At 41.8% G+C, this 15,034-nt stretch carries 16 protein-coding genes; 8 read left to right on the forward strand and 8 right to left on the reverse strand.

What is annotated here, in order from left to right:
* The first annotated feature begins 1 nt into the window (after position 1).
* The gene (locus tag MHB38_RS03870; protein WP_046527357.1) at positions 2-820 is read left to right on the forward strand and encodes a YihY/virulence factor BrkB family protein; all 819 of its coding nucleotides are present in this window, start codon (positions 2-4) and stop codon (positions 818-820) included.
* A 207-nt stretch (positions 821-1,027) separates the two neighbouring features.
* On the opposite strand, the gene MHB38_RS03875 is transcribed toward MHB38_RS03870, so the two are convergent.
* Positions 1,028-2,209 (reverse strand): MFS transporter, encoded by a 1,182-nt coding sequence (locus MHB38_RS03875; RefSeq protein ID WP_025206930.1) that lies wholly within the window; start codon positions 2,207-2,209, stop codon positions 1,028-1,030.
* 75 nt (positions 2,210-2,284) lie between these two features.
* Here MHB38_RS03875 and MHB38_RS03880 point away from each other — a divergent pair, with 75 nt between their 5' ends.
* From MHB38_RS03880 to MHB38_RS03890, 3 genes are all read left to right on the forward strand, one after another.
* Complete coding sequence (locus MHB38_RS03880; protein ID WP_025206931.1) at positions 2,285-2,662, forward strand: OsmC family protein; 378 nt, start codon at positions 2,285-2,287, stop codon at positions 2,660-2,662.
* A 65-nt stretch (positions 2,663-2,727) separates the two neighbouring features.
* Entirely contained in the window at positions 2,728-3,795 is a 1,068-nt protein-coding gene (gene cax / locus MHB38_RS03885; RefSeq protein ID WP_008341748.1) for a calcium/proton exchanger, read from the forward strand.
* A 67-nt stretch (positions 3,796-3,862) separates the two neighbouring features.
* Positions 3,863-4,645 carry a YfkD famly protein gene (locus tag MHB38_RS03890; RefSeq protein ID WP_017358796.1) on the forward strand — a complete coding sequence of 261 codons (783 nt, stop codon included), beginning with the start codon at positions 3,863-3,865 and terminating at the stop codon, positions 4,643-4,645.
* A 374-nt stretch (positions 4,646-5,019) separates the two neighbouring features.
* Here the strand turns inward: MHB38_RS03890 and MHB38_RS03895 are convergent, their stop codons facing one another.
* From MHB38_RS03895 to yfkAB, 4 genes are all read right to left on the reverse strand, one after another.
* On the reverse strand, positions 5,020-5,739 hold the full coding sequence (locus MHB38_RS03895; RefSeq protein ID WP_007496614.1) for a YebC/PmpR family DNA-binding transcriptional regulator: 720 nt from the start codon (positions 5,737-5,739) through the stop codon (positions 5,020-5,022).
* A gap of 132 nt (positions 5,740-5,871) precedes the next feature.
* Positions 5,872-6,273 (reverse strand): nuclear transport factor 2 family protein, encoded by a 402-nt coding sequence (locus tag MHB38_RS03900; protein WP_017358797.1) that lies wholly within the window; start codon positions 6,271-6,273, stop codon positions 5,872-5,874.
* A 100-nt stretch (positions 6,274-6,373) separates the two neighbouring features.
* Entirely contained in the window at positions 6,374-7,210 is an 837-nt protein-coding gene (locus MHB38_RS03905) for a mechanosensitive ion channel family protein (RefSeq protein WP_046527360.1), read from the reverse strand.
* Positions 7,211-7,217: 7 nt separating this feature from the next.
* A complete protein-coding gene (yfkAB, locus tag MHB38_RS03910) occupies positions 7,218-8,339 on the reverse strand; it encodes a radical SAM/CxCxxxxC motif protein YfkAB (protein WP_017358799.1) in 1,122 nt (373 codons plus the stop codon).
* Between the two features lie 147 nt (positions 8,340-8,486).
* On the opposite strand from yfkAB, the gene MHB38_RS03915 reads away from it, so the two are divergent.
* Entirely contained in the window at positions 8,487-8,678 is a 192-nt protein-coding gene (locus tag MHB38_RS03915) for an SE1561 family protein (protein WP_003218031.1), read from the forward strand.
* Positions 8,679-8,780: 102 nt separating this feature from the next.
* The gene (gene pdaA / locus MHB38_RS03920; protein ID WP_024720249.1) at positions 8,781-9,572 is read left to right on the forward strand and encodes a delta-lactam-biosynthetic de-N-acetylase; all 792 of its coding nucleotides are present in this window, start codon (positions 8,781-8,783) and stop codon (positions 9,570-9,572) included.
* 233 nt (positions 9,573-9,805) lie between these two features.
* On the opposite strand, the gene MHB38_RS03925 is transcribed toward pdaA, so the two are convergent.
* From MHB38_RS03925 to MHB38_RS03935, 3 genes are all read right to left on the reverse strand, one after another.
* On the reverse strand, positions 9,806-10,300 hold the full coding sequence (locus tag MHB38_RS03925) for a DUF2716 domain-containing protein (RefSeq protein ID WP_144626188.1): 495 nt from the start codon (positions 10,298-10,300) through the stop codon (positions 9,806-9,808).
* Between the two features lie 33 nt (positions 10,301-10,333).
* Positions 10,334-11,293 carry a magnesium/cobalt transporter CorA gene (gene corA / locus MHB38_RS03930; RefSeq protein ID WP_007496624.1) on the reverse strand — a complete coding sequence of 320 codons (960 nt, stop codon included), beginning with the start codon at positions 11,291-11,293 and terminating at the stop codon, positions 10,334-10,336.
* A gap of 131 nt (positions 11,294-11,424) precedes the next feature.
* Positions 11,425-11,937 (reverse strand): hypothetical protein, encoded by a 513-nt coding sequence (locus tag MHB38_RS03935; protein WP_008341732.1) that lies wholly within the window; start codon positions 11,935-11,937, stop codon positions 11,425-11,427.
* A 433-nt stretch (positions 11,938-12,370) separates the two neighbouring features.
* Between MHB38_RS03935 and MHB38_RS03940 the strand changes: the two genes are divergently transcribed.
* Together MHB38_RS03940 and rlmD are read left to right on the forward strand one after the other, a co-directional pair.
* Positions 12,371-13,240, forward strand: coding sequence for a DNA-3-methyladenine glycosylase family protein (locus MHB38_RS03940; protein WP_113747776.1), 870 nt, complete (start codon positions 12,371-12,373; stop codon positions 13,238-13,240).
* 102 nt (positions 13,241-13,342) lie between these two features.
* The gene (rlmD, locus tag MHB38_RS03945; protein WP_420481323.1) at positions 13,343-14,728 is read left to right on the forward strand and encodes a 23S rRNA (uracil(1939)-C(5))-methyltransferase RlmD; all 1,386 of its coding nucleotides are present in this window, start codon (positions 13,343-13,345) and stop codon (positions 14,726-14,728) included.
* Positions 14,729-15,034 lie beyond the last annotated feature (306 nt).

Genomic DNA, 15,034 nt, shown 5'->3' on the forward strand with positions numbered 1-15,034 from the left:
TATGGGTTTTGTTAAAGCGTTAATTGAACGCTTTTTGCTGCATGAAGGACCGGCAAAATCAGCTGAACTTGCGTATTTCTTTTTGCTTTCATTATTTCCGTTTCTCATCTTCGTGCTGACGCTTGTTGGTTATTTGCCGCTGACATCAAAGGATGTTCTAAGCGTCATTTCTGGTTATGCGCCAGAGGGAGCGCTTTCGATGATTGAATCCATTGCCGAAGAGACGCTGAATAACCGTAACGGCGGATTGTTGTCATTCGGGATTATTGCGGCACTCTGGTCTGCATCCAACGGCATTAATGCGGTGGTCAGAGCATTTAACCACGCTTACGAAGTTGAGGAAAATCGTTCCTTCATTCTCGTACGTTTAACATCGATTATCTTAACCATTGCGATGGTGCTTACGATTATTTTTGCCTTGATGCTGCCAGTCTTTGGAAAAGAACTTGGCTTATTTGTTGCCAAATTAGTAGGGCAGTCAGATGCGTTTCTCACCATCTGGACAGCCATGAGATGGATTATTAGTCCACTGATTTTACTGATTGTTTTTACATCCCTATATTATTTTGCCCCTAATATCAGGCTGAAATTGAAATTTGTGCTGCCTGGCGCCATATTTGCCTCTGTTGGCTGGATTCTCGTTAGCATGCTGTTCTCATTTTATGTAGGCGAATTTGCCAACTATAGTGCGATGTACGGAAGCATTGGGGGAATTATTATATTAATGATCTGGTTTTATTTAACCGGCATTATGATCATCCTCGGCGGCGAGCTCAATGCGCTTTTACATAAGCGTAAAATCGTACCAGGCAAGGTGTGAAGAAATCCGGGCATCCTAAAGAAGAACGAACATGTTCAATCTTGACGGATGGGGGAATACCGAATGTCTAAACAATCGAAAAAAGGCGGAAGCAACACAAAACAAAACAAAGGCCATCAACCAAAGCACAAAACAAGTGGAAGTGCGAATGGGCAAAATGGGTATCACTAGATGAAAAAACTCCTCTGCATAGGTGCAGGGGAGTTTTTAATGAGAAATGGATTCGTTTGGAGTGTCAACCACTGCCAGCGTCTTCCCAAATCGAACACAACAAAACACAAATAAAATAACGATACTGACAAGGTAAAGTAAATTCATGCCCTCGAACGTCTGCACAAAGAATCCCCCAAGAACCGGACCGAGAATACTTCCTGCACTAAACGCCATCCCGCACATCAAATTCCCAGCAGGCAGCAGATGCTTTGGCAATAAGTCCGTCATATAACTGATGCCAAGTGAGAAGGTCGAACCTACAGCCATACCTGCGATAAAGAAACAGATCGCAACAGCCAAAACGGACTGAATGAAAATCCCTGCTAAAAGGAAAAAGAATGAACCGACGAGTGTCACAACTAAAATCATGCGTCGTCTGCCGAAACGGTCACTCAGCATCCCGAGAGGAAGCTGAAAAACAATACTCCCAATCGCAAACGCAGGTAAAATAAACGCAACAGCATCTATCGTCACCCCGCTTCTCAGCGCATACACAGGGAAGTTACTATTGAGCGTTGTTTCTAAAAAGCCATAGCAAAACGGCATCATAAACGCTACCCAGCCAAATTGAAACGCCTTCTTGAAGCGCTTCAAACTATTTGTCTGCTCTGACGTCTGCATTTCACCTGTATCAGGATATGTATTTTTCAAAACAAACACAAGCAGCCAAATACACAAACTAACTGCACCAGACACAATAAACGGCAAGGATGGATTGATTTCAATGAGTGGTGTTAAAAAAGGGCCAGCGGCAAAACCGAGTCCAAAGGATAACCCATACAATGAAATATTTCGCCCGCGATTTCTAGATGATGAGGCATAGGTTACCCACGTCTGTGTGGAGAAATGAAGCATATGATCACCGATGCCGATCATCAGCCGCAAGAAGAACCAGACGACATAAGATTCAATAAAGACAAAGCTAAACAAACTTAAAAAGACAGCAGCGCCCCCAATGACGATCAATGGTTTAAATCCGAAGCGGCGAAGCGGCGCTTCCATAAAAGGAGACGCAAGCAGCACGCCGAGATATAAGCCGGTGGCATGCAGTCCGTTTAACGTCGGGGAAGTGCCGGCATGTTCGAAAATAATCGAAATCACTGGCAGTAAAGCTCCCTGCGAAAAACCAGATACGGATACAAGTAAAATTAAAATCATAAAATGAATTCTCGACATAAGAAGCTCCTTACAAGTTCATGCTTTCATCGTACAATGGAACCATAGGGGTTTCAATAGAAAGGTGGAAAAGGAATGAAGCTGATATACGAAAATGATCGGTGGGTCGCAAATGCTGATCAAAGGCAGCTACATATTTCAGGAAATGAAGAAACGGGATACAAACCATCTCAATTGTTCACCTCAGCCATTGCGGGCTGTTTTGGAGAAATGGTCATTCATGTATGCCGGAAAAAACGAATATCCTATCAAGGGCTGACCATTACGCCTGAAACGACAAGAGAAGGAACTGTAAACAAAATCACTCATATTCATTTACATATGATCTTTGAAAGCATCAGCACCTCTGATGAACAGCTGGAAAAAGTAATGAAACTTGCGTTGAAGCATTGCTCCATGGTGCAATCCGTGAAAGGAACGATTGATATCACCCTTTCACACGAACGAATCTAAATGTATATGATGCCGGCACTCACGAAAGAATAACAGTCAGATATGATGTAAAGGAGATTGGCTGTATGAATCGTTTGTTTCTTGTGATTGTCGCAATCGGTGTTCCATTATCTGTAATTGGCAGTTTTCTTCATTTCCCGCAGGCTGTCATGTTCGCCGTCTATTGTATCGCCATCATCGGTCTTGCAAGTTATATGGGAAGAGCGACAGAGAGTCTTGCCATTATAGCGGGACCAAGAATTGGCGGTTTGTTAAACGCTACTTTTGGAAATGCAGTAGAATTAATCATTTCATTTTTTGCATTAAAACAAGGACTCACCGCCATTGTCCTTGCTTCACTCACTGGCTCAGTGATCGGCAATTTACTGCTCGTGGCTGGACTGTCTTTTTTCGTTGGCGGATTGAAATTTAAACGACAAGAGTTCAATGTCCACGATGCAAGGCATAACTCTGGGCTGCTTATGTTTGCGATTATTGTGGCATTTGTCATTCCAGAAGTCTTTTCCATGGGGATGGCAGAAGATCGTCAATTTGTTTTAAGTATCGGCATTAGCATTGTGATGATTTTGCTTTATGTCGCAGCACTCTATTTCAAACTGGTCAGCCACAGGGGTGTTTATGTTGCCAAGCAAGAAATTGCGAAAGGGGAAGCCGCGACGGAAGAAGAGACACCAGAATGGTCTGGGAAGTTTGCCACGGCGATTTTACTCCTTGCGACAATTGCTGTGGCGTATATTTCAGAGCGGCTCGTCCATACATTTGACACAGTCGGAGAACAGTTTGGCTGGAGTGAACTGTTTATCGGGGTCATCATTGTTGCGATTGTCGGTAATGCAGCAGAACACGCATCTGCTGTCATTATGGCGTATAAAAACAAAATGGATGTCGCGGTCGAAATTGCTTTCGGTTCTACGCTTCAAGTCGCCATGATGGTCGCACCGATCCTTGTGATCAGCTCTCTGTTTTTTGAAAAGCAAATGCCACTGATCTTCTCATTACCAGAACTCATTGCCATGGCATCCTCTGTTTTACTAACCGTGATCCTTTCAAATGATGGGGATACGAACTGGTTTGAAGGTGCTACATTGCTCGCTGCCTATTTCATTATGGCGATTGGATTTTTCCTTTTATAATCTTTTGTGGATAAGGGACGTCTTTCGGGAAAATACTATGGAAAAATGAATGAGAAAGAGTGATGATATGAAAAAGATGCCCCGCATCATGTTTGTTGTTCTCTTATCCTTAAGTTTCCTATACAGTTTTCCAGCCGAGGCAGCAAAGCCGTTTAAGGTGCCATCGTCTGTCGCCAGTATCTCAAAGGAAAATACGTATCCAAATGCGTCACAAGATCAACCGCTGCTACAGCCGAGCGAGCTGACGGCCGAATTATTTAAAACAACAAGTGTACCAATTGAAAATACACATTTAATTAAAATGCTGAATGAATCCAGTATATCAGGTACACCGCTAGCAGTTGGCTACAGGGCAACGATTTTTCTTGGAAGATGGGCACTCAGCTATGATTCAAACGAAACCGTCGCCAATTGGGAATACAAAAAAGTGAACACGAATCACATTGATAATAGAGGCGGAAACAAAACAGCCATCGGCAAATATGTGCAAAAGCAACAAGTAAAAGTAAGTGGAGGGCTCACAGCAAAAGTACCAAACCCAGAAGATGTGAAAACATTGATGATGCAAAAAGCCATCCAAAAAACAAAACTTCCGCTCGCCTTCGACACAGTGATTGGTGCAGGAACAAAGCGAGATCAGTCCTACCACGTATCTCCGAAAAAAGCAGCATCCCTGCATGCATACGCTCCAGCCATTAACGAAAAAGGAAAGGTTACTTACGGAGAAGTGTATCTTGTGCTCAAGGGAAATAAACGCAAACTTGTCGTAAAAAATGTGACCTCACAAGGAATCGGCGCTTGGATTCCTGTTCAGGATCACCTGACGTTTGGGTTTCAAGGGATGAATTAAAAACAGTCATCTCCTCTTACCAAGGGGAGATGACTGTTTTTTGATTAAGATGTCCTATCTTTTTTCTTTTTCATTTCATGAATGTAAAAATCAAAGGCGTTATATAAAAACCATACAAAGAAAAGAAAGAGAAAGACTTTAGTGAATATCGTCAAATTGTTGAAAATTAAGCATAGGCCAATAAAAGGGAGGATCATAAAGCCATAATACGAAAACCACCATGTTTTAAAAATGAAACTCAGCTCCTTGGTTATTTGTGGAAACGACTCTTTCTTCATATTACATGGTCTTGAGTAGAACGTAAACCTTACCTAGACAATAAAAAAGCCAACGCGGAAGTTGAATGAATCCAACAACTACGATGGCTTAGCTGATTATTCTCCTAAATCCACATTATGATAAACTTGCTGCACGTCTTCAAGCTCTTCTAATACATCGATTAGTTTCTCGAATTGTGCTTTCGATTCATCATCTAATGTCACTTCGTTTTGAGGCAGCATTGTGATTTCAGCGACAGTAAATTCTTCTACGCCTGCCTGTTTGAACGCTTCTTGAACTTGATGGAATTGATCTGGTTCAGCGTAGACGATCACCGTATCATCTTCTTCCATAATGTCACGTACATCAATGTCTGCTTCCATTAAAAGTTCAAGCGTTTCTTCTTCACTTTTCCCCTCGACACCGATCACCGCTGTTTGGTCAAACATGTAAGCAACAGATCCACTGACGCCCATATTTCCGCCGTTTTTCCCAAATGCTGCACGAACATCAGACGCTGTGCGGTTGACGTTATTGGTCAGGGCATCAACGATCACCATAGATCCGTTTGGACCAAATCCTTCGTAACGCAGCTCATCGAAGTTCTCTTCTGCACCGCCTTTTGCTTTTTCAATCGCACGGTCCACAATGTGTTTTGGGACACTATATGTTTTTGCACGTTCTAGGACAAAGCGAAGTGCTTGGTTTGATTCTGGATTTGGCTCACCTTGCTTGGCAGCCACATAGATTTCACGCCCGAATTTTGCGTAAATACGACTTGTATTGGCATCCTTTGATGCTTTCTTTTCTTTAATGTTGTTCCATTTACGACCCATCTTATTCACTCTCTTTCAATTAGTAAATACACAGTATGAGGGTCCCCATGCTGCATGAAATCAATCTGCTTTCTATTATACATGAATCAGTCAAGAGGATAGAAGTAAGACGGCTGAAAAGAAAAGAATTCCTTAGCTGATATGTCCAAGTTGTTCAAGCGTCTTATTTTTCTCATGCGGTCTAGTCAGCTCATCACACCGAATGATTCTACCATCTAATAAAGTAAATAACGCCATCACATCTATTAGACCATGGTCTCCTGTGGACAGCTCAACATGTACAGTGTAACGAAAACACCCTTGCTGAGTCTCTTCATCAAACAACATATCATGAAAGGCGGGGATGTCGAGCTGTTTGGTCATGACTTTTAATGTGGAGAGATGCTTTTTAAATTCATCAAGGGAAGAGACCTTTCCATCAGTGACTTGCTGATAATCTGAAGAAAAATAAGTCTCCACCTTTTCTATATCTAATTGGATTAACACCTCTTGATACATTTGCTTAATAAAAAAAATCGCTTCAGTTTTTCTCAATGTAAACATCCTTTCTTTTAGTTAACCGGTGAACTATATAATATTATAATTAACTGGTTAACTAAAAACAATCAAAAAAATAACCTCATCACAAATGAGGTTATTTTGTAGGCTGTGGATAGACGAGATCCTCAAGCAATTTCACATCATGCTGATGAAGTTGTGTGATCATTTCTTTTCGCACAGCGAGGGCGGCTTCAAAGTATTTTTCATCCTCGACCATTCCTTTTACGGTGATCTCAATCCCGCGATTCAATTTATTGAGCCCCATAATGCCATGAACCTGAAAAGGTTCAATGGCGTTTTGGAATTCATCTTTTTTCAGTAAATCATGATGCATTTGATTTAAGTGATCACATGCTGTTTCTAGCGCCTTGAAAGCAATGTCAGGATTTTGGTTTGCGCTGATCAAGACTGACTCTGTGATACGCATGTAGTGCATATTGTAGTTTTGGATTTGACGAATGTCTCCGTTTGAAATGGTTAACAGCTTGCCGCTCCATTCTCTAATTTGCAGAGACCGGAGACCAATTTCTTCAATGGTTCCGTTAAAAAGATTATTGACCGTCACATAGTCACCTTTATGAATTTGCCTTTCATAAATGAGGAAGATGCCAGCTAAAATATCACGAATCAAGGTCTGAGCGCCAAAACCAATGACAATTCCAGCAACACCAGCCCCCGCAAGGATTTTCCCAAAGTCATGAAAAAATAGAGAAATCACATATAAGACAAAACATATGGAAGCTGTATACTTTGAAACCGATTTGACCAAGCTCTCAATCGTTTTTTTCTTTTTATCTTCAATGAATTCAGTTCGTTTAAAGAAAATCTGAAGCGCTTTGTTGATCATAAAGACGGCAAGCCAAAGAATGAGTCCAACAAGGAGAATTTCAATGTATTTGTTCTTGACCACTGTCAGAAATGTTTCGTCCATCTATCGGTTACCCCCTGGCTGTACGAGAAGTAAAATCAACATCTTGATAATAACTGTTTTTCACAAGAACATTCGGACCAAGGCATTGCACACTTGGGCAATGACAATTCAGTTCTTTTGCCAATTTTGTGTTCATCCAGCGTGTATAAGCTGATTGCAACGTATCGGTTTCAATATTTCCTAATGGCGGTGTATCGCCAAAGTCTGTCACAATAATATTCCCATCAAAAATATTCACATTCAACCGTGAACGGCCATCAGGGTCATTTCGTACTGTCACATTTTTCGCTTGACGCAATCGAGTCAAGAGGCGCTGGTCTTCTTCATCTGTGCTGCATGAATAAAATGGCAATGTGCCAAACAGCATCCATGTGTTCTCATCACGAACATCGAGCAACTGATGAATCGCATCCCGCATTTGTGGAAGCGACAATGATTCAAGGGCGCTCGCAAAATCACTTGGATACATCGGATGAACTTCGTGGCGCTGGCATTTCATCTCGTCCACGATTTGACGATGAATGTGTTCAATATAAGGAAGCGTACGCTTATTCAGCATCGTTTCAGCAGATACGGTTACACCCGCTTTCACAAGGGCCTGACTATTCTCAATCATGCGGTTAAACAATTTCTCACGCTGCTCAAAGGTTGGCTTTCGGTCCATCATTGCAAAACCAACCGTAGCAAACTCTTCGACCGTCCCCCAGTTATGTGAAATGTGTAGGACATCCAAGTATGGAATAATCTCTTCATATCGAGCCAAATCAAGTGTTAAATTCGAATTAATTTGGGTACGGACGCCGCGTTCATGGGCATACTTTAATAAAGGAACGACATATTCCCGTACAGATTTCAGAGACAGCATCGGCTCTCCGCCTGTAATGCTAAGGGAACGCAAGAGCGGTACTTCATCTAAACGGCGAAGCAGTAAATCGAGTGGCAGTGCATTCGGATCTTTTGGCTGCAAAGTATAGCCAACCGCACAGTGCTCACATCTCATGTTACACAACGTCGTTGTCGTCAATTCAATATTTGTCAGCTTCATTTCTCCGTAATCCTGCACATCGAGATAGGCTTCCCAAGGGTCGAATGCAGGTGTAATCGGACGAAGTGCTGTTTTTTGGTTCATGGTATCTATCTCCTTTTCATTCGGGCAAACATAGACCCGCCAACAGTTAATTTTAAGCCCCATCACCGTTATACGCAAGAGGGGACACAATTGATTTACAAAGGAAAAAAAGATAAGCTATAAACAAATGCTAAAGGGAGTGTATCTATGGGCAAGGCAGCAGACAGCAAAGAGCAGCAGGTTGATTATTTAAAGAACCGATTAGATATGTTTATGAATGTGATTGATTCATTAGATCCTGAATCCACAGACGTTGAGGATATAGACAGACTCATCCAGATGATTGACGACCTGGAAGCGAAATATGAACGGTTTAAAACCGATTGGAAGGAAGAATAGCTCGCGCTGATGCGGGCTTTTTTCTTTAAATTGGCAGGTCAAAAAGTGTATGAGTACCCGGTATATTCTGCACAATAGAAGAAAAACCGGGAAGTGACGTAAATGAAAAAATGCATACTGATCTGTTTATGTGCGCTTTTTGTATCGATGCCTTTTTCCAACCTAGAAGCCGTGTCTAATCAGCCGATTCATTGGGGATTTGCTAAAAGCAAAGAGCACAAGCCAGCAGATGCCGGCAAGGAACTGACGACACTCTTAAAGAAATATGATGCTTTCTATTTAGGAAATACGAAAAAGAAAGAGATTTATTTTACATTCGACAATGGCTATGAGAATGGATACACACCCAAAATCTTGGACGTGCTGAAAAAACATCAAGTACCGGGCACCTTTTTTGTGACTGGGCACTTCGTAAAGGACCAGCCTAAGCTCATCAAACGTATGGCAGAGGAAGGTCATATTATTGGCAACCATTCCTATCACCATCCAGATTTAACAACAAAGAGCACGAAAGAAATCAAAGAAGAGCTGGATCGTGTCAATGAAGCGGTATACAAAATCACAGGAAAACAAGATAACCTCTACCTTCGTCCACCGCGCGGAGTGTTCAGTGAAAGGGTACTAAAGGAAACGAAACAGCTTGGCTACCAAACCGTTTTCTGGTCAGTAGCGTTTGTAGATTGGCACATCCACCATCAAAAAGGAAAACAGTATGCGTACAATCAAATGATGAAACAGGCGCATCCAGGTGCCATTTACTTACTTCATACCGTCTCAAGGGACAATGCCGAGGCACTTGATGATGCCATCACTGCTTTAAAAAAACAAGGATATACCTTTAAAAGCTTAGACGATCTCATGCTTGAAAAAGTATGGCATCTCCCTCAGCTATAGAAAAAAGCTTGCAGACATCTGCAAGCTTCAGCGTGTAGCCAAACCCTCGCATTCGTTGTCAGTCCTGCGTGCTGGTGCTCACGAATGTGAAATTCGCTCCGCGCCAGTACTCGTCCTTCCTAGACTGCAAAGGTTTTCTATCACGCTGAAACGAAGACAAAGGGCTAAAATTAAGTTCATTTTAGCCCTCTGTCAACAATCCGAAGCTTGCAGACATCTGCAAGCTTTTTGAATTATCCTTCTCTTATTATACGCTGGAACAAAAGGGGACGATGACGAGTAAAGGAGTCAATCAGGCCCTCACCGAAAATCGTGATGCTTTGCTCCCAAGGGTGTCCTAGTAAACCCCAGGTCATCTCTTTTGATAAAAAGAAATAGTCATCTCCATTTGGGAGCACAGGAACTCTCCATTCTCCAAATTCATCTTTTTCAAATGAGCCGTATGGTGTGATCCAATAGCATTCATGCTGCCAATCAAGTACCAGCATATATTCGCCAGTTCCAGTGATATTCTCCTGAAAAGACAGCAGTGCCTTCTTTTCAAAATCTTCATCCGCACTTAGAAGAGAAGGGTCCTCGAAATAAGCAGAGATATCATATGTGATGTAAGGAGATGGTGCTTGAAAACCGGGAAAGCGAGAGATGCTTGGGTTAAATTTAAACTTTTGATCAAATGTCTTCCATGCGGATTTTAGTTCTTTGTCTGTCAGTGGAATCCAGTTCTCCATAGTATCTCCCTTTCAAGCACTTCTCTCAAAAAACTATTTGAAAATCCTAAACCATCCTTTATGTTTAAACCACAAAAGCATCCCTGAGACAAGCAAACCCATGAAAATCAGTACGCCAAAATAGCCATATTTCCAGTGTAATTCAGGCATGTTATCAAAGTTCATCCCATACACCCCAACAATAAAGGTCAGTGGAATAAAAATCGTCGAGACAATGGTCAGTGTCATCATGATGGCATTCATTCGGTTGGAATTTAGTGTTTGATAGCTGTCTCGTAAATCGGCGGTCATATCACGGTTTGACTCAACGATTTCTGTTAGTTTCAATAAATGATCATAAATATCATTAAAATATGCTTGCCGGTTTGCATCGCTTTTCATCATATTCGTGTTCACAATTCGATATAAGAGGTCCCTCATCGGGATAATGGTTCTGCGCAGTTTGAGCAAATCGGATCGAATCCCGAATACTTCGTTCATTAATGTACCATACGTTTTATGCCCTTCTTCATCCTCGATTTCATTGAGCCTGTCCTCAATTTGATAAATAATAGGAAAATAATCATCGACGAGCTGGTCAATCAGCATATAAGCCATATGCTCTGGACCGCTCTCTCGTGCTTTATCAGACCCTTTGAGCTTTCGAATGACGCGATCAATGTAGGGTGCTTCCTTCAAATGAAAAGTAACGATATAGTTTTCTCCAACAAACAGGTCGACTTCCTCAGATCGAAGTGTTTTTTGATTGAGGGCATGAAGAACGAAAAATAAATACCCTTCATAAAAATCAAGCTTCGGCCGCTGTAAATAATGGAAGCAATCTTCAATCGCAAGCGGATGGAACTGAAAAAATTCCTTTAACAGTGCTGCTTCCTTTTCCGTTGGCGCATAAAAATCAATCCAATACCAGGCAATATCGGGGCTTGAAAGCTGCTGCAATGTTGCATGTTCAATCAAGTCGCCGTTTTTTGTCACTGCAAGTTTTTTCAGCATGTGTACCCCTCCAGACTTGCATTATATCATGAAGCAGCAGCGGTGAACTTATACGTTTTCACCATAAAAAAGCCGATCTCATCGCTGAGATCGGTCCAATGTGCGTGTATGATTGATGGATAAAGCGAGAATTAAGGACGATGGAACGTAACGAATTTATTTTGACGGTCAAACCAGCCTCTAAATGCCCAGTTATCCCAGCCACCATCGCCGTTGTTTTTAAATGTACCGCTTTCAAAAACCCAAATACCGTAAACAACATTACCAAGGTTAGCAGTAGCGAAAGTTTTCACGCCATTAAAGCGGTCTTCATAGTTCTGGCTTAGGTTAAAGACCATGACGTTATATCTGCCGCCAGCAGCATAGAATGTGCTTTCCATTACACCTTTAACGAATCCAGAACGGTTGGCATTTGCATTTACTGCGTTAATGATTGCATTGGCAATTCCAAGGACATCGAAATTGACGTTAACATTAGGACTAGCTTTAGTTCCAGCTTTACCTTCAGCAGCTTTGTTTAAAACAGTTTGCTGTAGTGTAGTAGAGACGGGTGCTGATGATGTTTTTTCAGCAGCGTCAGCGAATACTGGTAGTGTCGAAGAAACAGCAGTGGCAAGGGCAACAGAAAGAATTGTTTTTTTCATTGGTCGGATCTCCTTTGTTTTTAAATTTTGGGTCTTCTTTTAGTAAAACGTGAAACTAGGTGAAGCCGGTTATCAATGAGGTAAATATGTTCCTGCAAGATGAAACAAATGATTGCCTAATCCGCTAATTCCTTTGTTCACCTCCTTGATATGTCATAATTATACAAATATTTTTGGAATAGAAGATATCACCCATAGGTTCTATTTCTAATTTAAGGAAAATGATCCTAAAATGTTGAAGATTGCTGTCGAATTTTAGCTGAATTCGACTAAAAATTTTCATCTATCCAAAAGGAGAATGACCATAAATAAGGAAGATATAACTGATAAATTCTTGTACTCTTTATATTTAAAAGTATTCAATATAGAGAATCATTCATGCAAAGTGAAACAATCACATCTGCGTGTGTTGACAGAAAGGAAGAGGAAAAACATGTGGGAAAAACACCTATTGGTTGAACCGCCCTATCACTTCGATCAAGTGCTGAGACGTTTGTCGAGCGATCCATTAAAGGCGGTCGATCTGGATAAAAGAGAAATCAAAGTACCGATGAGGCTGAATCATAAACCGTACGTTGCAGTCGTTCAAGCGACAGGAACAAAAGAAGCGCCTTCGTTCCGGGTACAGGCTAACGGACCGGAGGAAGCCATTCTTTCTGAGGTGAAGCGGATATTTGGCATGGAGCATCAATTACATGCCGTGCATGACCATTTTGCTCAAACAAATCTTGCGCCCATTTTTGAACGTCATATCGGAACGCCGCTTATGCTGGATTTCCATCTATATCATTGCTTGATGAAATGCATCATTCATCAACAGCTCAATCTTGCATTTGCTTATGAGCTGACAAAACGGTTTGTTCAAACGTATGGTGAACAAATCGACGGCGTCTGGTTTGACCCTTTACCGGAAACCATTGCATCACTTGAAACCGATGATTTGAGAAAACTGCAATTCAGTCAGCGAAAAGCGGAATATGTGATTGATGTCTCAAAGCGAATAGTGAGCGGCTCTCTGAATTTAGAAGAATTACACGACTTAACGGATATTGAAATTGAAGAACGTCTGCTTCCGATTAGAGGGATTGGACCTTGGACGGTTCAAAATGTCCTCATGAATGGACTTGGAAGACCAAATCTCTTTCCAATGGCAGATATCGGGATTCAAAATGCGATCAAACGTCACTTTGACCTGCCAGAAAAGCCAACAAAAGAAGAGATGGCAGTTTTAAGCAAGGAGTGGGCACCGTATTTAAGCTACGCCTCCCTTTATTTATGGAGAAGTATAGAGACAGATAAATAATTGAAAGGCATTTTCTCTCTTCGTCCAAGTCGTGATATACTATTCAGATGGAATAAAATGAGGACAACCGATAAAGGTTTAAATAGAACGGAGAGAATAAACGTGAAAGAAAAACAGCAAGGAGCCCTTCTGCAAAAGGGGCAGCAGTTCCCGCTTACCATTAAACGCCTTGGCATTAATGGGGAAGGGGTCGGTTATTTTAAAAAGCAAGTGGTCTTTGTCCCAGGTGCACTTCCAGGTGAGGAAGTAGTAGTTGAAGCAACGAATGTTCAAGCGAAATATGCAGAAGGTACGGTGAGGAAAGTCCGCAAGCGCTCAGAACATCGAGTGAAACCGCCGTGCCCAGTATACGAAGAGTGCGGGGGCTGTCAGCTTCAGCATTTGGCATACGAGCAGCAATTAAAGGAAAAACGCGATATTGTCATTCAATCAATGGAGCGTCATACAAAGCTGTCGGTTGAAAAGCTTGATATCAGGCCAACGATCGGCATGGAAGACCCGTGGCATTACCGAAACAAAAGTCAGTTCCAAGTAGGACGTTCTCACAGCGGAGACATCATTGCAGGACTTTACGGACTGAATTCTCATAAGCTTGTACCGATCAAGGAATGTATCGTGCAGCATCCAAAAACGAACAAAACAACGGGCGTTGTCCGCAAAATTTTAGAGAAATTCGGCGTATCTGTCTACAACGAGCGGACAAGAAAAGGTGACGTGCGCTCGATTGTTGTGCGTGTCGGCTTTGAAACAGGTGAAGTACAAGTCGTCCTTGTCACATCAAAGCCTGAGTTTCCAAAGAAAAAAGAAATCGCCGAAGCCATTCAAAAACGTCTGCCAGAAGTGACGTCTATTATGCACAATATCAATGGCGAAAAAACGTCAGTCATCTTTGGGCATAAAACATCGCACCTAGCTGGCAACATGGTCATCCAAGAATTTTTAGGAGACGTCTCCTTTGAATTGAGTGCACGTGCGTTTTTCCAATTGAATCCGAAGCAGACATTAAAGCTTTACGACGAAGCGAAAAAAGCGGCCAAACTGACAGGAAAAGAAAAGCTCGTCGATGCGTATTGCGGTGTCGGTACGATTGGTATGTGGCTCTCAGATGGCGCAAAAGAAGTAAGAGGTATGGATGTCATCAAAGAATCAATTGATGACGCCAAGAAAAATGCTAAAAAACACGGCATGAAAAACGCGACCTATGTGACAGGCACAGCAGAACACTGGCTGCCAAAATGGGTCAAAGAAGGCTTCCGTCCCGACGTTATCGTCGTTGACCCGCCAAGAACAGGCTGCGAACGCACTTTCTTAGACACCGTTAAACAAGTCAAACCAAAACGCTTTGTCTACGTCTCTTGCAACCCATCTACACTAGCAAAAGACCTCGAATACATGTCAAAAGACTACAAGATCGAATACATGCAGCCAGTGGATATGTTTCCGCATACAAGCCATGTGGAGTGTGTAGTGTCTTTATCTCTTAAATAAAAAGGGAATGACAGCTATGATAGACCAAAATGCATTCAAACGATTCCAACTATATATGGACCCACAGCAGACGAAATTGGTGGACCGAAAACAGCAATAGAAAAGGCAGTAACTAAATGAAAAAACCCTTCCAACAGGAGGGGTTTTACTTTAACTAACAATCTATTTTTTCCTAAGCTCTTTTTTCGTATTCTCTTCTATCATTGTACTTAGACCTCTATAATGAGACATCCATCATGAACTCTCGATTCTCAAACAAAATCATGTCTTACTCAAATATCAGTTGAATGAATTTTGGAATGAATG

Origin of the sequence: Bacillus sp. FSL K6-3176 (genome assembly GCF_038003325.1) — a bacterium.
GTDB classification, from domain to species: domain Bacteria; phylum Bacillota; class Bacilli; order Bacillales; family Bacillaceae; genus Bacillus; species Bacillus altitudinis.